We start from the raw sequence: 18,828 nt of genomic DNA on the forward strand, positions 1-18,828 counted from the left end.
TCTGACATCTGACTTAGAAAAAACTAGAAATGTTTTTGAATCGTTTCAAGTAAACGAAATAGGTTAGAAAATGATTTAAAGAAGTACTGTTTGACAATGAGAATTCTTATGGATAACAGTTTCACTTTATAGCGTTTTGAACATACTACAAGAAGTAGAACTGAACTTATAGGAGGTCGCAGTTATGAATAAATATAAACGTATATTCCTAGTCGTAATGGACTCTGTGGGAATCGGTGAAGCACCAGATGCTGAGCAATTTGGTGATTTAGGCTCTGACACAATTGGTCACATTGCTGAACATATGAATGGGTTACAAATGCCTAACATGGTGAAATTAGGTCTTGGTAACATTCGAGAAATGAAAGGTATCTCTAAAGTAGAGAAACCACTTGGATATTACACAAAAATGCAAGAGAAATCTACTGGTAAAGATACAATGACAGGTCACTGGGAAATCATGGGCCTTTACATTGATACACCATTCCAAGTGTTCCCGGAAGGATTCCCGAAAGAATTACTTGATGAATTAGAAGAAAAAACAGGCCGTAAAATTATCGGTAATAAGCCAGCTTCTGGAACTGAGATTCTTGATGAACTTGGTCAAGAGCAAATGGAAACAGGCTCTTTAATCGTTTATACTTCTGCTGATAGCGTATTGCAAATTGCAGCACACGAAGAAGTAGTGCCACTTGATGAGTTATATAAAATCTGTAAAATTGCACGTGAATTAACATTAGATGAGAAATACATGGTAGGTCGTGTTATTGCTCGTCCATTCGTTGGTGAACCTGGAAACTTTACACGTACACCAAACCGTCATGACTATGCATTAAAACCATTCGGCCGTACAGTAATGAATGAATTAAAAGATAGTGACTACGATGTAATTGCTATCGGTAAAATCTCTGATATCTATGATGGCGAAGGGGTAACGGAATCACTTCGTACGAAGTCTAACATGGATGGAATGGATAAGCTTGTAGATACATTAAATATGGACTTTACAGGTCTTAGCTTCTTAAACTTAGTTGACTTTGATGCATTATTCGGCCACCGCCGTGATCCACAAGGATACGGAGAAGCTCTGCAAGAATATGATGCACGTCTTCCAGAAGTATTCGCAAAACTAAAAGAAGATGATCTATTATTAATTACAGCAGACCACGGTAATGATCCAATTCACCCTGGTACTGACCATACACGTGAATATGTACCATTATTAGCATATAGCCCAAGCATGAAAGAAGGCGGACAAGAGTTACCACTTCGTCAAACATTTGCTGATATTGGTGCAACAGTAGCAGAAAACTTCGGTGTGAAAATGCCAGAATACGGAACAAGCTTCTTAAATGAGCTAAATAAATAGGGGGATAAACAAATGAATCGTGAACTTATTACAAAATCAGCTTCATACTTAAAAGAGAAATTTCAAGAGACACCACAAGTAGGACTAATCCTTGGATCAGGACTAGGTGTATTAGCAGACGAAATTGAGAACGCAGTAACAGTACCTTACAGTGAAATCCCTGAATTCCCAGTATCAACTGTAGAAGGCCATGCAGGTCAACTAGTATTTGGTACACTTCAAGGTGTAACAGTAGTAGCAATGCAAGGACGTTTCCACTTCTATGAAGGATACGACATGCAAAAAGTAACATTCCCAGTTCGTGTGATGAAAGAACTAGGTGTAGAAACAGTAGTTGTAACAAACGCAGCTGGTGGTGTAAATACATCATTTGAGCCAGGCGATCTTATGTTAATTTCAGACCACATTAACTTCATGGGTACGAATCCATTAATCGGACCGAATGATTCTGAAATGGGCGTACGTTTCCCTGATATGTCTACATCATATACAGTAGAACTTCGCGAAATGGCGAAACAAGTTGCAGCAGAATTAAACATTAAAGTACAAGAAGGTGTATACGTAGGAATGACAGGTCCTGTATATGAAACACCTGCTGAAATTCGTATGCTTCGTACACTTGGCGGAGATGCAGTTGGTATGTCAACAGTACCTGAAGTAATTGTAGCGCGTCATGCTGGTATGAAAGTATTAGGTATTTCTTGTATTTCAAATATGGCAGCTGGTATTTTAGATCAACCACTTCACCACGATGAAGTAATTGAAACGACAGAACGTGTTAAAGCTAACTTCTTAGCATTAGTAAAAGCAATCGTAAAACAAATGAAGGGGTGACTTCACAATGAGAATGGTGGACCTAATTGCAAAAAAACGTGACGGACATGCATTAACGACAGAAGAAATTAACTTTATCGTTGAAGGATATACGAATGGTGATATTCCTGATTATCAAGTAAGTTCACTTGCAATGGCAATTTTCTTCCAAGATATGAACGATCAAGAGCGTGCTGATTTAACAATGGCAATGGTAAATAGCGGTGATACAATCGACTTATCAGCTATTGAAGGTGTAAAAGTAGATAAGCATTCAACAGGTGGTGTTGGTGATACAACGACACTTGTATTAGGTCCATTAGTAGCTGCTTTAGATGTACCAGTAGCGAAAATGTCTGGACGCGGTTTAGGACATACTGGTGGTACAATTGATAAATTAGAAGCAGTTCCAGGATTCCATGTGGAAATTGAAAACGATGAATTCATGCGTCTTGTAAATGAAAATAAAATCGCTGTTATCGGCCAAAGTGGTAACTTAACACCTGCTGATAAAAAGCTATATGCACTTCGTGATGTAACAGCAACAGTAAACTCAATTCCGCTTATTGCAAGTTCGATTATGAGTAAAAAAATTGCTGCTGGTGCAGATGCAATTGTTCTTGATGTAAAAACTGGAGCAGGTGCATTTATGAAAACGGATGAAGATGCAAAACGTTTAGCAGAAGCAATGGTACGCATCGGTAATAACGTTGGTCGTAATACGATGGCAGTTATTTCTGACATGAGTCAACCACTCGGTGAAGCTATCGGTAACGCATTAGAAGTACAAGAAGCAATTGATACATTACAAGGTAAAGGGCCGAAAGATTTAGAGGAGCTATGTTTAACACTTGGAAGTCAAATGGTGTACCTTGCTGGACAAGCTTCATCTTTAGAAGATGCACGTGAAAAGCTAATTGAAGTAATGAACAACGGAAAAGCGCTAGAATCATTTAAAACGTTCTTATCAGCGCAAGGCGGCGACGCATCTGTTGTTGATGATCCTTCTAAATTGCCACAAGCACAATTTAAAATTGAAGTGGAAGCGAAAGAAGACGGATATGTATCAGAAATCGTTGCAGACGAAATCGGAACAGCAGCAATGCTTTTAGGAGCAGGACGTGCAACGAAAGAGTCTGAAATTGATTTAGCAGTTGGTCTAATGCTGCGCAAAAAAGTAGGCGATAGCGTGAAGCAAGGTGAATCCCTTGTTACAATTTACGCAAACCGCGAAAATGTTGAAGATGTAAAAGCGAAAATTTATGAGAACATGAAGATCTCTAAAGAACACGTAGATGCACCAACTTTAGTACACGGTATCGTAACGAAGTAATAAAAAAAAGCTGAGGAGATTTCTCCTTGGCTTTTTTTACTATTTTTTGTTTATAATAATAATGGGTGAAATTATGATTAGAATTTGTGCAGTAACAAAAACAGATGAAGTATTATATGATGTTTCTCTAGAAGAAACAACGAAAGACCATATTGTATGGTATTGGCTAGATTTATATAAGCCAACGAAAGAAGAGTATACATATATTCTGCAAGACCATTTTAAGTTCCATCCCCTTGCAATTGAAGACTGTCTAGAATATGTACAGAGGCCAAAAGTTGATTTTTATGATGGATATAACTTTTTAGTTCTTCACGCGTTTGGAGAAGATGGGCTAGAACCACATGAAATTGATTTGTTTGTTAGTGATCGCTATATTGTTTCTTTCCATTTTTCTCATAATAATGCAATTGAAAGAGTATGGAAAACACTTGGTGAGAAGAGGCGGATTAAGAAAGGGCCTTTACATGTAGCACATACGATCACTGATCAAATTGTAGATGATTATTTCGCACCTGTATATTACATTGAAGATCATTTAAATGCGATTGATGATAATTTAACAGGTGAGACAGCAGGAGCCGTGCTAGAAGAAGTATTTGATATTAGGGCAGATTTATCTAAGTTAAGACGTACAATTATTCCAATGCGTGATTTATTGTATCGTATTTTGAATTCCACTCGTTTTTACGGTATAAGTGATCATGAGATTTATTTTAAAGATATACATGATCATTTACTTAAACTTACGGAAATGATTGAGGCAAGTCGAGAGTTAACGGCGGATATTCGGGATAGTTATTTTTCATTAAACTCACATCATATGAATAACATTATGAAAACATTAACTGTATTCTCGACTATTTTCATGCCATTAACATTTATTGCGGGAGTATATGGAATGAACTTTACGCATATGCCAGAGCTTGGTGGACAATATAGTTATTTTATTTGTCTTCTTCTAATGGCATTAATTGGCGGCGGAATGATGGCCTGGTTTTATAAAAAAGGATGGTTTAAGTAAAAAACACCGAGGATTTCCCCGGTGTTTTTTCTTAACCAATAGCATGTAATACAAACATAGCTAAGAATAAGCATGTAATGATATACATAGATGGTGCGACTTCTTTACGCTTTCCAAGAGCAACTTTTAAGATAGGATAAGCAATAAATCCGAACGCAATGCCATCAGCGATACTATATGTGAGCGGAATCATGACGATAATTAAGAACGCTGGAAATCCTTCTGAAAAATCGTTCAGAGGAATTTGCTGAATGCTTGTAATCATCAGGCCGCCAATAATAATTAAGATTGGTGCAATGGCACTATCAGGAATTAGTTTGACAAACGGAAGTGCAAACAATGATGCAAAGAATAACAACCCCGTAACGATAGACGTCAGACCTGTCTTTCCGCCTGCAGTAATACCTGCGGCACTCTCTACTGTTGATACGGTAGGGCTTGTGCCAAATAGACCACATGTCATTGCTGAAATTGCATTGGCTTGGTAAGCACGTGGGAATTTACGGTCATCTTCTAATAAACCGTGCAGAAGTCCCATGTTCTCAAAAATAAGCACCATGCTTAAGGAGAATGTTGCAATCCAAAACGGTAAGGAAGAAAGTTTGCCAAATGACATAGCTCCAAACACATCGCCGTAATTAGCGAATGAGAATGAACTATTTCCGATTTGACTTGTATCAACAAGGCCAAATAGCCATGCAATACCAGTTCCTATTGCAATCGTCCATAAAAAGTTTCCACGTACGTTACGAATAAATAGTACAAGTGCAACGATAAGAGTAAGCACGGTCGCAAGAACGACAGGGTTACTTAATTTACCCATTGCAACAGCAGTATTTGGGTTCGAAACGACTAAACCACCTTTTTGCAATCCGATAAACGCTAAAAATAATCCGATGCCGACAGTAATTGCTTCCTTTAATGACTTTGGAATTGATACTGATAGCACGCGAGCGATTGGTGTAAAAGCGGCAATTGCAAAAATAATACCAGAGATAAAGACAGCAGCCAATGCTTCTTGCCAAGTTAGTCCAAGCGTATGCACAGCTGTGTACGTGAAGAATGCATTTACACCCATACCAGGGACAAGAATAGCAGGTGCATTTGCCCAAAATGCCATGAGTAGACATCCGACAAATGAACTGAAAACAGTTGCTAAAATTCCAGCTTCAAGAGGAATGCCAGCATCGGATAAAATTGACGCATTTACAATCATAATATATACGATCGTGAAAAATGACGTAACTCCAGCTAAAACTTCTTGTTTTGGTGATGTTTCGTGTAAACCTAATTTAAATGTTCTTTCAAGTATTCCTTTCATGTTAAACCTTCTTTTTCATATCCCTCTCCCACCCGTGATATCTCTTTCGTAAGAGCTCACCGTCCTTTATTATATCAGAACATCATGTTTTTACAACAAGGAAAATGATAACGTTTACTTATAAATGAAATTATTTATAAATACGTAAAAATTGCCCGTATTGTTGAAATAATTTCTAACTCTCCCGATTGAATGGGTGGAGCTGCTTGCGCATGTAAAGTAGCATAAGACGTAACCTCCCTTGGTAATTGGGCAGATTCTTCAACGAATGAGAGGGGAACGGGATTAATATTTAAATTATATGTACTCGCAATAGCACGAGCTTTTTCTACTGCCTGGTGCAGAGCTTGAATGAGAGCTTGCTCATAATATTTATTTGGATGAGATACTCGGAAACGTAACCCTTTTGCTACATTTGCGCCATTTGAAACGGCTATATCATATACTTCCCCAGCTTTTTGTACATTTAAAACGGTAATTTCATACAAATGCTCTACACGGTATCCTTGTAGCAATGCTTTATCATTTACATATTCGTATTGAGGAGTAATTGTATAAGAAATCGTCTCTATATCTTTATCGGCAATACCAAGCTGTTTAAGTGCATCCAGCAATTGTTTGGATTGCACTGCATTTTCTTCTTGAGCCTGTTTTACATTTTTATCATCTGTTCGAATGCCGAGTGTTAATATAACAACATTCGGTTTTGCTTTTACAACACCTTCTCCTTGTACAGTAATAGTAGCTTCTTTACCAGTATTAGCAGTGCGTACGTTGTGTAAATAAGGATTCATTCCACCCTGCATTTTCCATCACCATCCTTTTTATATGTATATGTGTGAACAAAAAAGAAATTTATATGAAAAAAGTTACATAAATGAGAATGTTGAGGAAAGAAAGCATATACAACATAGGTATTTATAGATTATAATATGTGTAAATATGATAAAAAAGGGACGAGGCTATTGAACGAAAAAAGAGAAACGCTGATTTTAGATTTATCTGCATCATTTCGAAAAATGATACGTTTATTACAAAATGATATTAATACACGTTTTGCAGAACATATGCCATATAATGAATTTTCTGTATTACGTGCGTTATTTTTAAACAGTCCACAGATGGCTTCGCAAATTGCGAGTGAAGTAAACGTAACCTCCAGTCATATTACAGCTGTTACAGATCGTCTCGTACGAAAAGGATTAGTAGAAAGAAAACGTTCTAATTCAGATCGTCGAATCGTGTACTTAGAAATTACAGAGCACGGAAGAGAAGTAACTGAAAAACTTGAAGCTGTGCGTAAAGAATATTATAAAGAGAGATTTAAAGGTTGGAGCGACCAAGAAATAGAAATGGTCTTAGAACTATTTGGCCGCGTATTATAATAAATGAGGATAGGAAGCGAAAGCACTCCTATCCTTTTTCTTTTGAATAAAAATATTTTGAAACTCCGATACTTTAATTAAAAGATCGGAGGAAAGATTATGAAATATATTGCTGCACTTACCATTTTATTTGGTAGTTTTTTCTGTTTTCAAACATTCACGTACGCAGATACGCCTATCCAAGTGGTGCGAAAAGAAGTGAAGTACATCGAAAACGATAATACAGTCTTATATTCGAAATTATGGGTTCGTTCTATGCAAAACGCAGTATTATTCCACCATAGCGATAATATTCGTAATCGGGACACATTACGTAATGTAACAAGTTCATCGCTTGTTAAAGCGAAGCAACTATCTTTTCAGAAAGCAGCACTTTATATACCGAGACTATCGCAATACGTATCAAAAATAGGGAAAGAAAACATTCAAGTGTACTACATTGCGATTCACTATAATGTGAAAAAAGAAAATGCATATCAATTAGATGGCATGAACTATTTTCTACAAGTATTCGTAAAAGAGCGTGGGGAATGGAAAATTGCCGAAAGTGTAGTTGCACCGACAGAGCAAATTGTGCAAAATGGTGATGGATTTGGGATGAAAGAAGAGATGGTGTATGGGGATAGGAGAGAGAATGTAAAATAACCTCCTCTTTAAGAGGAGGTTATTTCACACGCCAAGAAAATTTAAATTTTAATAAGCGAGATAATAGTAGGTAGACTATCGTACTGGTCCCTATAAAACCAATATAATAATTTAAGATAGAACGACTTCCGCCCGCTGCCATTCCTCCAAACATTCCAATAAAGATTACACAACATATCATACATAGTGTTTTAAGCTTCGGATATAATAGAAAGTTTCCGTTTTGTTCATTAGGTGATCTTGTATATAAGTACATTCCTAAAGGGAATAGAATAAGTATATTTGCAATTGGACCGGTAAGTTTTGTTGCTGAAGGAATATACGTAAAATTAGGTTCATCATGACGTACGCCTTGTTGATCAGTATAAGCACGTTGAGGATCGTAATTAAAATTAATATTGAATCCACGAACGGGCGCTAAAATACTCATTTTTTCTATTACTGAACCGTAACGATCTACATTTTCCTCCGTATAGACGGTATGATTGGAAGTAAGTCCAACCGTATGAATAGAAATAGCTCCGGCAATTAGAGTCGGCAAAATAAAAGGGAATCCAAGTATAGCAACACTGAAGAATCCTTGTGAAATCATATTACCAGCAATTGTTCCTATGCATAATGCAAGTGTATAGATAGCAATTAAGATGATAACCATGTACAAGAAGTAAGTATGAAATGGTGAAAATATTTGATACTTATTATGAAAGGTTGTCTTTTTCATAATAGCAAAAAGTCCCCAATTTAGTATAACGATAGCTACAATATTACACACACCAAAAAGCCATTTCGTTATGAAGAGATGTTTTCGTTTAAATGGCATAGACCATAAAATGTCACTTGATTGATTTTGACGTTCCCATCCAATAAGAATGCAGGCTAATATAATAAGGAGTCCTCCTTGAACCATGATAGCATCGGGAAGTGAAAGTTGATAATAGTATCGGTATATATATTTCCATTCATTATGTTCATGAAAATATTTTAATTGCTCGGCAGCTGCTAAATAGTATTTATATGATAGTACATAAAAACTTACTAACCAAAGTAGCCAAACAATATATTTACTTTGTTTGTAGGTATGCACCCATAATGCTTTTTGAAACATAGGATCTCTCCTTTAAAAAACTTTATAGTTTGTAAGACGTGATAATATAAAATAAGTGACGATTCCAAATAAAAAGAATCCAACATAGTAACTAAATAATAAATCAAAACGTTTTAACATTTGCCCACCTATTAATGCAAAATAAAAGGTAGTACACCACATCCAGAGTGAGTTGTATTTTGGAAAAAGGAAAATTTTCTTATTATGTTCATTAGGTGACCTTGCATAGAGAAACATCCCAATAAGCAAACTGAAAATTGTATAGAAGATAGGAACAAGTATTATTTTTGCAGAGTAATAACTATGAAAAGTAGGTCCCCTTTGTATTACTTTTCCATGATCTTCATCTGATTGGGCAGTAGGGTGGTAATTATAACTAATTGAAAAGTCTAATATAGCGCTTGAAATGTTGGTTTTTTTATTGAATTTATAAACGTTTTCGAAACTTGTATAACTTTTATTTTCGTGTATTGCTTCAGCATGAGCTGTAAAGAAAAGGAGTAAGAGTGAAAAGATTCCCATTCCCATTATGCAAAAAGTAATGCTGAAGATGCTTTGTGAAATAATACTGCCAGTAAATGTACCTATACATAAAGAGACAGTATAGATAGCGATATATGTGAAAATTGCATACAAGAAATATCGATGAAACGGTTCGAAAGATTGATATTCAAAGTGAATCGTAGATTTATAAATAAAATACATAAGACCCCAATTGATTAGAAATGATAGTACAATGAAAAATCCACCAAAAACCCACTTCGATAAGAACATATCACGTCTTTTAAATGGAAATGTCATAAGTGAATCTCCATTTTGATTACTTCGCTCCCAGCCAATTAATATACAGGATAGGATAATTGTAATAATACCTAACCAAAAGCTATTAGAAGAATGAAAAGAATAATGATAGTAGAACTTTTCTTCATCTATTTTTTCTGGATGGAGAAAGAGAGACTGTTGAGTTTCTGCTGCTTGATAGTATTCGAAAGATAAAAAATAAAGTGAACTGAAGAGAAAAAGTAACGCAGCATATTTCCCGCGCTTCCAATTCCACATCCACAACGCCTTATGAAACATACCCATCCTCCTCCAGTGTCGTAACGAAGACATCTTCAAGTGACATTGTTAATTCTTCAATGAGTATAGGTTGCTCTTTATAAAACTTCTCAAGCGTTACAGCTACATTTCCTTCAATTAAAATCGTATATACTTTTCCCGTTTGATTTAATATTTTAATATTGCTCAAGTTTTCTAGTTTTTGAGGTAATGATCGTTCATAAGCAACTTGAATTTTAGCAAATTGTGATTTTGCATCGTCTAGTGATGTAATAGAAGATACGGTATGTCCTTTTAATATGATGATTGTATCTGCAATTTGTTCAACTTCATCTAAATGATGGGTAGATATGAAAATGGTAATCTCTTTTTCTGCAACTTCTCCAACGAGAAACTGTAAAATCTGTCTTTTAACGATAGGATCAAGTCCGTTTGTTGGTTCATCTAAAATAATATATTCTGCCTGTGCAGCAACAGCTAAAATGATGGCAAGCAGTGCCTTCATTCCTTTTGAATAACTACGAATTCGTTTGTTTGGTAAGTTGAAACGTTCTAGTAGTTCGTAGAAATATGGTTCATCAAATGCGGTATAAACTGCTTTATAAAACTTCACTATTTCTTTTACTGTATAACCGTTCAGTATGTTAGTAGAATCCGGGACATATACGATTTTTTGTTTCGTTTCAGGATTCTTATGAATGTCGATATCCTCATATGTAACAGTTCCCTCATCTGGGTCTAAAATGCCGACTATCGTTCGTAATAAAGTTGTTTTCCCCGCACCATTTCTTCCAAGTAATCCGACGATACTACCTTTTTGTAATGTGAAAGAAACATCGTCTAAAATTGTTTGATTATCAATTGTTTTCTTCAAGCTTGTCACTTTCAACATCCGTATTCCCTCCAATCTCTTTATAGTATGAATCTATCCAATCATGAATTTTATCTTTCGTAATACCAAGATAAGAGGCTTCTAATAGTAATTGATGAAATTGCTTTTCAACCATAGCGATTTTCCTTTCGTCTAATGTTGGGGTAATCGATTGGGATACAAATGTTCCTTTTCCTCGTAACGTTTCAATAATTCCTTGTCGCTCTAACTCTTGATACGCTTTACTCACTGTATTTGGATTTATAACGAGTAAAGAAGCGAGTTCGCGTACAGAAGGAAGTTTATCACTTGGAGCCAACATGTTTTTCAATACGAGTTCTTTTATATTTTGAACAATTTGTTCCCATATCGGAGTGTTGCTTCTTGGGTCAAGTTGAATATGCAAGAGCAATGTCTCCTTCCTCATATGTATTAAGTGTACTACTATATGTAATACGCTTAATACAATATAGGGGACGAATGTATTTGTCAACTGAAAATAATAGAAAAAATTGGTATTAAAAAAAGGAGAATTGGAAAAAATAGGTCTGATATAGAATGGAGGGTTAGTCATGAAGCGAGTTTTTGGAATACTTGTTTGTTTCATGTTATTGCTTTCTGGAACTTCAGTGAGTTTTGCGCAATCTGAAAAAACGAAGCAGGAGAAAACAGAAGAAACAACGCCGAAGTTAGCGGAACAAGCGTCGTCAGCAATCGTAATTGAGCAAGATACAGGTAAAGTTTTATTTGATAAAAACCCAAATGAAAAATTACCACCTGCTAGTATGACAAAGATTATGACAATGCTTTTAATTATGGAACAAGTTGAAAAAGGAAAACTAAAACTGACCGATAAAGTTAGAGCAAGCGAACATGCAGCTTCAATGGGTGGATCGCAAATCTTTTTAGAACCTGGGGAAGAGATGACTGTAAATGAGATGTTAAAGGGTATTGCAATTGCATCTGGAAATGACGCATCTGTTGCAGTAGCCGAGCACATCGCAGGTTCAGAAGAAGGATTTGTAAATATGATGAACAAAAAGGCGAAAGATTTAGGGCTGAAAAATACACATTTTCAAAATCCAACAGGTCTTCCGGCCAAAGACCATTATTCGACAGCAAATGATATGGCTATAATGGCGAGAGAATTGATGAAGTATCCACTTATTCGTAAATACACAGGTAAGTACGAAGATTATTTACGTGAAGATACGGATAAAAAGTTTTGGCTCGTTAATACGAATAAACTAGTACGTTTTTATCCTGGCGTAGATGGAGTAAAAACAGGTTTTACGACAGAAGCGAAATATTGTTTAACAGCATCGGCTGAAAAAAATGGTATGCGTGTCATTTCAGTTGTCATGGGAGCACCAACATCAAAAGAACGGAACAACCAAGTGACAAAGCTTCTTGACTATGCATTTGGACAATATATGACAAAGAAATTGTATACGCGCGGTGAAAAAATTAAGACAGTTCAAGTAGGAAAAGGGAAAAAAGAAAAAGTAGATTTAGTTGCGTCAGATAATGTTTCTCTTCTTATGAAGAAGGGCGAGAATATGGACAAGGTAAAACAAGAAGTAATTGCTGAAAAGAAAGTAAAAGCACCGATTAAAAAAGGTGACGCGCTTGGCACCCTTGTTATAAAAAAAGATAAAGATGTTTTATTAAAACAAACAATTATAGCAAAAGAAGATGTTGCTGCAGCGAGCTGGTGGGAGTTATTTAAAAGAAGTTTTGGGATGTTTTCAACATCAAAATAGCGGCAAATATTTTGCCGCTTTTCTATTCGTATGTAAGTGAATAATGCTGAAAGGTTTCACTTTATGACGAAATAGTTCTTCTTTTGTCAGCAGGAAGGATTCTTATTTTATATCACGAAAATCTTTATGTATGTGAATAAGTAAAGTTTGAGCATAAGGAGGAAATCGTGTGAGTCTTTCCATGCAATTAGAAGTAAAACGTGACGTCCTATGTGTGAGACTAGAGGGTGAATTAGATCATCATACGGCTGAAGAGTTGCGAACGAAAGTAACAGATATGATTGAGACACATGGTGTTCATCATATTGTTTTGAGCCTAGAGAACTTATCGTTTATGGATAGTTCTGGTCTAGGTGTTATATTAGGCCGATATAAACACGTAAAGGGATTAGGTGGAGAAATGGTTGTTTGTGCAATTTCACCGCCTGTTAAGCGTTTATTTGAAATGTCGGGCTTATTCAAAATCGTTCGCTTAGAAGAAAGTGAAGCGCACGCGCTCGCGACGTTGGGGGTGGCATAGATGAGAAATGAAATGAACCTTCAATTTTCAGCATTAAGTCAAAATGAATCATTCGCTCGCGTTACAGTGGCGGCTTTCATTGCACAACTAGATCCAACGATGGAAGAATTAACGGAGATTAAAACAGTTGTGTCAGAAGCGGTTACAAATGCAATTATTCATGGATACGAAGGAAATGCAGAAGGTATTGTTTATATTTCTGTAATTTTGGAAGAAGCAATGGTGAAACTCACGATTCGAGATGAAGGGATTGGAATCTTTAACTTAGATGAAGCGAGACAACCCCTTTTTACAACTAAACCTGAATTAGAGCGTTCCGGAATGGGATTTACTATCATGGAAAATTTTATGGATGAAGTAGAAGTTATTTCAAACGAATCTTTCGGGACAACAATCCATTTGACAAAATACTTATCAAATAGTAACGCTCTATGCAATTAAGGAGAATAGCCTATGGACATAGAGGTCAAAAATGAGAAGAAGAAACCTCAGTTAAAGGACCACGAGCTAAAAGCGTTAATTCAAAAAAGTCAAGATGGAGATCAACAAGCGAGAGATACAATCGTTCAAAGTAATATGCGCCTCGTTTGGTCGGTTGTACAGCGGTTTCTTAATCGAGGATACGAACCAGACGACCTATTTCAAATTGGATGTATTGGGCTCTTGAAATCGGTAGATAAATTTGATTTATCTTTCGACGTGAAATTTTCAACATATGCAGTTCCAATGATTATTGGTGAAATACAACGTTTCTTACGCGATGATGGGTCAGTGAAAGTTAGTAGGTCTTTAAAAGAAACAGGAAACAAAATTCGAAAGATGAGAGATGAGCTTTCGAAAGAATTCGGAAGGGCTCCAACGATTAATGAAGTGGCAGAGGCACTAGAACTAACGCCAGAGGAAGTTGTTCTAGCACAAGAAGCGAGCCGGGCGCCTTCATCTATACATGAAACTGTATATGAAAACGATGGAGATCCAATCACTATTTTAGATCAAATTGCAGATCAATCTGAAACGAAATGGTTCGATAAAATTGCTTTAAAAGAAGCGATTAGAGAACTAGATGAACGAGAGCGCTTAATTGTATACTTGCGTTACTATAAAGATCAAACACAGTCAGAAGTAGCCGAGCGCATAGGCATTTCGCAAGTACAAGTTTCAAGACTTGAAAAGAAAATATTAAAACAGATGAAAGATCGAATAGACGAATAATTGTCTATTCGATTTTTTTATGCCGTTAATAGGAGAGAGATGTTAATTTTTGCAAAAATTAACAGAATTTATTGATAATTTAGTCAATTTAAAATATAATCCAAGTATGAACTTGTCATAAAGGGGGAAGGAAACATGGAAACGAGGCAACAATGGGGAACGAGAGCTGGATTTATTTTCGCAGCGGTCGGATCTGCCGTTGGATTAGGAAACATATGGCGTTTTCCTTATACAGCGTATGAAAATGGAGGAGGAGCATTCTTTTTACCGTATTTATTTGCATTATTAACGACTGGTATTTCATTGTTAGCGTTTGAGTTTGCCCTTGGTCATCGTCATCGTGGCTCAGCACCACTTACATTTTTCCGTATTAGCCCGCGTGCAGAATTTATTGGATGGTGGCAAATGTGCGTAACATTTATTGTTTCAACATATTATGCAGTGATTATTGCTTGGTCTATATCGTATACATACTTTGCAATTACTGGAGCATGGGGAAAAGACACGCAATCATTTTTATTTAAAGAGTACTTACATGTTGCAGATAAGCCAGGACAATTTGGAGGACTTGTACCAGAAGTATTAATTCCGTTAGCTCTCGTTTGGATTATTGTGCTTGGCGTTGCATTTAAAGGAGTTAAAAAAGGAATCGAAGTTGTTAACCGTATATTTATTCCTTTATTAGTTGTTATGTTCCTTATTATCGTTGTTCGTGCAGTGACGATGGAAGGTGCTATGCAAGGACTAGATGCATTCTTTAAACCAGATTGGAGTCGTATTTTTGATGGGAAAGTATGGCTTGCTGCTTACGGTCAAATATTCTTTAGTTTATCTTTAGCATTTGGAATTATGATTACGTATTCTAGTTATTTACCGAAAAACTCGGATACAACAAATAATGCCTTTATTACTGGATTTGCAAACTCAGGATTTGAATTATTAGCAGGTATTGGGGTCTTTGCAGCTCTTGGATTTATGGCAAATAATATGGGAGTACCGGTTGATAAAGTAGCAAGTGCTGGCGTTGGGCTTGCGTTCGTAGTATTTCCCCAAATTATTAATGAATTGCCGATGTCACCGTTGTTTGGTGTTTTATTTTTCTTATCGTTAACGGTTGCTGGAATTACATCACTTATTTCACTCGCGGAAGTATGCTTTGCCGCTGTATCTGAAAAATTCAGTTTAAGTCGGGAAAAAACTATTGGAATTATGGGAACCCTTCTCGTGTTAGTTTCTCTTGTTTTTGCAACACGTGGTGGACTTATGTTCTTAGATGTTGTCGACTATTTCGCTAATAATTTCGGATTAATTACAATTGCACTTGCGGAAGTAGTTACGATAGGGCTCATTTTACGCCGTTTACCAGTTTATCAAAATCATGCAAACTTTGTATCTGATATTAAATTAGGAACGTTTTGGAGAGTGAGTTTACTCGTTATTACTCCGCTTATGTTAGGGTATATGCTAATTGATGGTACAATCCAAAATATTAAAAAGAACTACGGAGATTATCCGACTGAGTTTGTTGTAACGTATGGTTGGTCGATAGCAGCAGCATTCCTCATAGTTGCAATAATCATTGGCCTGAAAAAATGGGATGCACAAATTCATTCGGATTCTGCCAAGCTTGAAAAAGAATGGAAAGATCGAGGTGTTTCATAATGAGTGGATCAGCGATTATGATGATGGTTATTGGAATAGTAGTCATTTGGGGAGGGCTTGCATTAAGTATTGCAAACTTATTTAAGAAAAAGGCATAAGTAAAAAACATCTGTACCAAAATGGTGCAGATGTTTTTTTATGAAAAAATTGTATTAGAAAAAAATTCAATAACCATACTACAACTACGAGGAAGAGTGAAGGGGTGAATGAAAGTTGGAACAAACGATTTATATTAAAATGCGCAATCGTTTAAAAGTTTCTCCTACTTATGAAGTAAAGCTGGGTGATGTTGCTCAACTTGCCGGAGATTCTTCCGTAGTTGAGTTGTTACAAAATGAGATAGTTTACAAAATAACAGCGCATGATAAGACGCATGTTGTAATTGATGTTATGAAAGTAATTAAGATTATTCAACAGAAAGCATCTCACGTACAAATTAATTTACTCGGTTCCGGACAAACTCTTGTTGAAATTATATACGAAAAAAAGAAGGCACACCCAATTTTTTTCGGGCTTGTATGGCTTTTACTTTTCATTGGAGCAGCTCTTGCAATCATTTATTTCCATGAGGATGTAAGTATGCAACAAGTACATCAACGGTTATATTACATGATTACTGGAGAATTCAATGCACAACCACTTTTATTTCAAATTCCTTATTCTTTAGGTCTTGGTTTAGGGATGGTTCTATTCTTTAATCATGTATTTCAAAAACGAATTAATGAAGAGCCGAGTCCGTTAGAAGTTGAGATGTTTCAATACCAACAGTCACTTGATCAGTATGTAATCGTTAATGAAAACAAGGATAATATGAAACAACTTGCCGATGATTGAGTCTGGGTTTGTTATTTTAATTGGTTTAGCTGGAGGGATAGCGGTAGGTAGCGGATATGTCGCATTTTTAGCTGTACTTGGTATAATCCCCCGTTTAGCTCAATTAACGAGAAGTGGAAAGCATATTCAATATTTTGAGTGGGCAGTCATTGCAGGTACTTTAACAGGGGCTTGGTGCAGTTTGAAAAACATTACACTTCAAACGTCGCAATATTGGCTCGTTATATTAGGGCTATTTTGTGGTACGTTCATTGGAATGCTCGCTGCGGCATTAACAGAGGTGTTAAATGTTCTGCCTATTTTAGCGAAACGAGTAGGGGTAGAGGGGAAGATTATTGTTTTACTCGTTGCTCTTGTACTTGGGAAAGTAATAGGATCGTTGTTTCACTGGATTTATTTCGTAAAGTAGGAGGCAGTATATAAATGACAAGTCAGAAGTTGAAGGATGATTACATAAATAAAGTGAAGGAGTATCATCCAAAGCCAAACTATTTACTAAATTGTATCAAAGCATTTCTTGTAGGTGGACTCATTTGTACAGTTGGAGAAGTATTGATGAAATTTTATATACATTATTTTCACTTCAGTGAACAAGAGGCAGGAAACCCAACTGTTGCAACGCTTGTTTTATTATCCGCGATTTTAACAGGATGTGGTGTATATGATAAAATCGGTCAATTTGCTGGAGCAGGATCAGCGGTACCGGTAACAGGATTTGCAAATTCTATGGCAAGCGCTGCTTTAGAACATAAGAGTGAAGGGATTGTTCTAGGGATTGCGACAAATATGTTTAAACTGGCAGGAAGTGTGATTGTATTTGGGGTTGTTGGTGCATATATCATTGGGTTAATAAGGTATACCTTTAAAATTTTTATGTCTTAAAGGAGGGGCTAGTATGAGGTTGACCGGAAAACAAACGTGGGTATTTCAAAACGACATATATGTGAATGCAACGGGTACTGCTGTCGGTCCGAAAGAAGCTGAAGGCCCTCTTGGAAAAGATTTTGATATTTCATATGATGACTTGCATTGTGGAGAGGAAAATTGGGAGCTCGCCGAACGAAGATTAATGTCAGACTCAATTCAACAAGCAGTGCAAAAAGGGAATATAAAAACATCGCAAATTGATTTCTTTTTAGCGGGAGATTTATTAAATCAAACAGTGACAGCAAATTATGTTGCGCGTCAGTGGGGCATTCCTTTTTTAGGAATGTTTAGCGCCTGTGCGACGTCTATGGAGACTTTAGCAGTTGGCTCAGCTTTTATAGACGGTGGATTTGCAAATCGTGTCTTAGCTACAGTAAGTAGTCATAATGCAACGGCTGAAAGACAATTTCGCTATCCAACAGAGTACGGTGGGCAAAAACCAGGGACAGCAAATTCAACTGTGACTGGTGCAGGATCTATATTAATTAGCAATGAAAAAAGTGCAATTAAAATTACGGCGGCTACAATCGGAAAAGTGCAAGATTTAGGAATCACAAATCCTTTGGATATGGGGGCAGCGATGGCTCCAGCAGCAGCTCATACAATTCAACAGCATTTTGAAGATTTAAGAAGAAGTGCCGATGACTATGATTTGATTGTTACGGGTGATTTATCAGCTGTTGGGACACCGATTGCAAAACAACTTTTACTTGAGGAAGGTTACGATCTTGGACATATATACAATGATTGCGGATTAATGATTTATGAATCAAGTCAAGAAGAAGTGTTTGCAGGTGGTAGTGGTTGCGCTTGTTCAGCAGTTGTCACATATGGCCATTTATTACACGAGATGCAAAAAGGGAATTTACAACGAATTTTTGTCGTTGCCACTGGCGCATTATTAAGCCCGATAATGATGCAACAGAAAGAAACGATTCCAACAATTGCACATGGTGTCGTATTTGAGAGAGTTAAAGGAGAGTGA

Annotated in this window: 22 protein-coding genes; 16 read left to right on the forward strand and 6 right to left on the reverse strand. The window is 36.4% G+C overall.

What is annotated here, in order from left to right:
* Positions 1-184: 184 nt before the first annotated feature.
* The 4 genes from deoB to corA all read left to right on the forward strand — a co-directional run bounded on the left by deoB (position 185) and on the right by corA (position 4,539).
* Positions 185-1,369, forward strand: coding sequence for a phosphopentomutase (deoB, locus tag H6481_RS01725; protein ID WP_182810977.1), 1,185 nt, complete (start codon positions 185-187; stop codon positions 1,367-1,369).
* A gap of 12 nt (positions 1,370-1,381) precedes the next feature.
* Positions 1,382-2,203 carry a purine-nucleoside phosphorylase gene (locus H6481_RS01730; RefSeq protein WP_001078447.1) on the forward strand — a complete coding sequence of 274 codons (822 nt, stop codon included), beginning with the start codon at positions 1,382-1,384 and terminating at the stop codon, positions 2,201-2,203.
* Between the two features lie 7 nt (positions 2,204-2,210).
* Entirely contained in the window at positions 2,211-3,515 is a 1,305-nt protein-coding gene (locus H6481_RS01735) for a pyrimidine-nucleoside phosphorylase (RefSeq protein ID WP_001243069.1), read from the forward strand.
* A gap of 61 nt (positions 3,516-3,576) precedes the next feature.
* Positions 3,577-4,539, forward strand: coding sequence for a magnesium/cobalt transporter CorA (gene corA / locus H6481_RS01740; RefSeq protein WP_140155488.1), 963 nt, complete (start codon positions 3,577-3,579; stop codon positions 4,537-4,539).
* Positions 4,540-4,570: 31 nt separating this feature from the next.
* Here the strand turns inward: corA and H6481_RS01745 are convergent, their stop codons facing one another.
* Together H6481_RS01745 and H6481_RS01750 are read right to left on the reverse strand one after the other, a co-directional pair.
* A complete protein-coding gene (locus tag H6481_RS01745) occupies positions 4,571-5,860 on the reverse strand; it encodes an NCS2 family permease (RefSeq protein ID WP_000676248.1) in 1,290 nt (429 codons plus the stop codon).
* Between the two features lie 134 nt (positions 5,861-5,994).
* The gene (locus H6481_RS01750; RefSeq protein ID WP_001161449.1) at positions 5,995-6,666 is read right to left on the reverse strand and encodes an SIMPL domain-containing protein; all 672 of its coding nucleotides are present in this window, start codon (positions 6,664-6,666) and stop codon (positions 5,995-5,997) included.
* Positions 6,667-6,825: 159 nt separating this feature from the next.
* Here H6481_RS01750 and H6481_RS01755 point away from each other — a divergent pair, with 159 nt between their 5' ends.
* Both H6481_RS01755 and H6481_RS01760 read left to right on the forward strand, forming a co-directional pair.
* A complete protein-coding gene (locus tag H6481_RS01755; protein WP_001003307.1) occupies positions 6,826-7,245 on the forward strand; it encodes a MarR family transcriptional regulator in 420 nt (139 codons plus the stop codon).
* A gap of 99 nt (positions 7,246-7,344) precedes the next feature.
* Positions 7,345-7,890, forward strand: coding sequence for a hypothetical protein (locus tag H6481_RS01760; RefSeq protein ID WP_000873787.1), 546 nt, complete (start codon positions 7,345-7,347; stop codon positions 7,888-7,890).
* A 19-nt stretch (positions 7,891-7,909) separates the two neighbouring features.
* Here H6481_RS01760 and H6481_RS01765 read toward each other — a convergent pair whose 3' ends face one another.
* The 4 genes from H6481_RS01765 to H6481_RS01780 are packed head-to-tail and all read right to left on the reverse strand — an operon-like array spanning position 7,910 to position 11,331.
* Positions 7,910-8,995, reverse strand: a complete 1,086-nt coding sequence (locus H6481_RS01765; RefSeq protein ID WP_000486564.1) for an ABC-2 transporter permease — start codon at positions 8,993-8,995, stop codon at positions 7,910-7,912.
* A gap of 12 nt (positions 8,996-9,007) precedes the next feature.
* Complete coding sequence (locus tag H6481_RS01770) at positions 9,008-10,075, reverse strand: ABC transporter permease (protein ID WP_182810979.1); 1,068 nt, start codon at positions 10,073-10,075, stop codon at positions 9,008-9,010.
* Positions 10,065-10,946, reverse strand: coding sequence for an ABC transporter ATP-binding protein (locus tag H6481_RS01775; protein WP_097911998.1), 882 nt, complete (start codon positions 10,944-10,946; stop codon positions 10,065-10,067). Before H6481_RS01775 ends, H6481_RS01770 begins: the two co-directional genes overlap by 11 nt.
* A complete protein-coding gene (locus H6481_RS01780; RefSeq protein WP_000548027.1) occupies positions 10,912-11,331 on the reverse strand; it encodes a GntR family transcriptional regulator in 420 nt (139 codons plus the stop codon). Before H6481_RS01780 ends, H6481_RS01775 begins: the two co-directional genes overlap by 35 nt.
* A gap of 166 nt (positions 11,332-11,497) precedes the next feature.
* On the opposite strand from H6481_RS01780, the gene dacF reads away from it, so the two are divergent.
* The 10 genes from dacF (at position 11,498) to spoVAD (ending at position 18,828) form a co-directional block, all read left to right on the forward strand.
* Positions 11,498-12,688: a serine-type D-Ala-D-Ala carboxypeptidase DacF gene (gene dacF / locus H6481_RS01785; RefSeq protein ID WP_000831997.1), complete on the forward strand. Its 1,191-nt coding sequence runs from the start codon at positions 11,498-11,500 to the stop codon at positions 12,686-12,688.
* Positions 12,689-12,857: 169 nt separating this feature from the next.
* Positions 12,858-13,208: an anti-sigma F factor antagonist gene (gene spoIIAA, locus H6481_RS01790; RefSeq protein ID WP_000059135.1), complete on the forward strand. Its 351-nt coding sequence runs from the start codon at positions 12,858-12,860 to the stop codon at positions 13,206-13,208.
* Positions 13,209-13,649 carry an anti-sigma F factor gene (spoIIAB, locus tag H6481_RS01795; protein ID WP_001243398.1) on the forward strand — a complete coding sequence of 147 codons (441 nt, stop codon included), beginning with the start codon at positions 13,209-13,211 and terminating at the stop codon, positions 13,647-13,649.
* A 12-nt stretch (positions 13,650-13,661) separates the two neighbouring features.
* Positions 13,662-14,420 carry an RNA polymerase sporulation sigma factor SigF gene (sigF, locus tag H6481_RS01800; protein ID WP_000350729.1) on the forward strand — a complete coding sequence of 253 codons (759 nt, stop codon included), beginning with the start codon at positions 13,662-13,664 and terminating at the stop codon, positions 14,418-14,420.
* A 135-nt stretch (positions 14,421-14,555) separates the two neighbouring features.
* Complete coding sequence (locus tag H6481_RS01805; RefSeq protein WP_000450088.1) at positions 14,556-16,082, forward strand: sodium-dependent transporter; 1,527 nt, start codon at positions 14,556-14,558, stop codon at positions 16,080-16,082.
* Positions 16,082-16,180 (forward strand): methionine/alanine import family NSS transporter small subunit, encoded by a 99-nt coding sequence (locus H6481_RS01810; protein ID WP_000016826.1) that lies wholly within the window; start codon positions 16,082-16,084, stop codon positions 16,178-16,180. Before H6481_RS01805 ends, H6481_RS01810 begins: the two co-directional genes overlap by 1 nt.
* Positions 16,181-16,295: 115 nt before the next feature.
* A complete protein-coding gene (locus H6481_RS01815; protein WP_182810981.1) occupies positions 16,296-16,916 on the forward strand; it encodes a stage V sporulation protein AA in 621 nt (206 codons plus the stop codon).
* Entirely contained in the window at positions 16,909-17,325 is a 417-nt protein-coding gene (gene spoVAB / locus H6481_RS01820) for a stage V sporulation protein SpoVAB (RefSeq protein WP_000572941.1), read from the forward strand. The genes H6481_RS01815 and spoVAB overlap by 8 nt, the downstream gene beginning before the upstream one ends.
* Before the next feature lie 14 nt (positions 17,326-17,339).
* Positions 17,340-17,798, forward strand: coding sequence for a stage V sporulation protein AC (gene spoVAC, locus H6481_RS01825; protein ID WP_000203808.1), 459 nt, complete (start codon positions 17,340-17,342; stop codon positions 17,796-17,798).
* Between the two features lie 13 nt (positions 17,799-17,811).
* The gene (gene spoVAD, locus H6481_RS01830) at positions 17,812-18,828 is read left to right on the forward strand and encodes a stage V sporulation protein AD (protein ID WP_001241140.1); all 1,017 of its coding nucleotides are present in this window, start codon (positions 17,812-17,814) and stop codon (positions 18,826-18,828) included.

This window comes from Bacillus sp. ME78, from assembly GCF_903970865.1.
GTDB classification, from domain to species: domain Bacteria; phylum Bacillota; class Bacilli; order Bacillales; family Bacillaceae_G; genus Bacillus_A; species Bacillus_A cereus.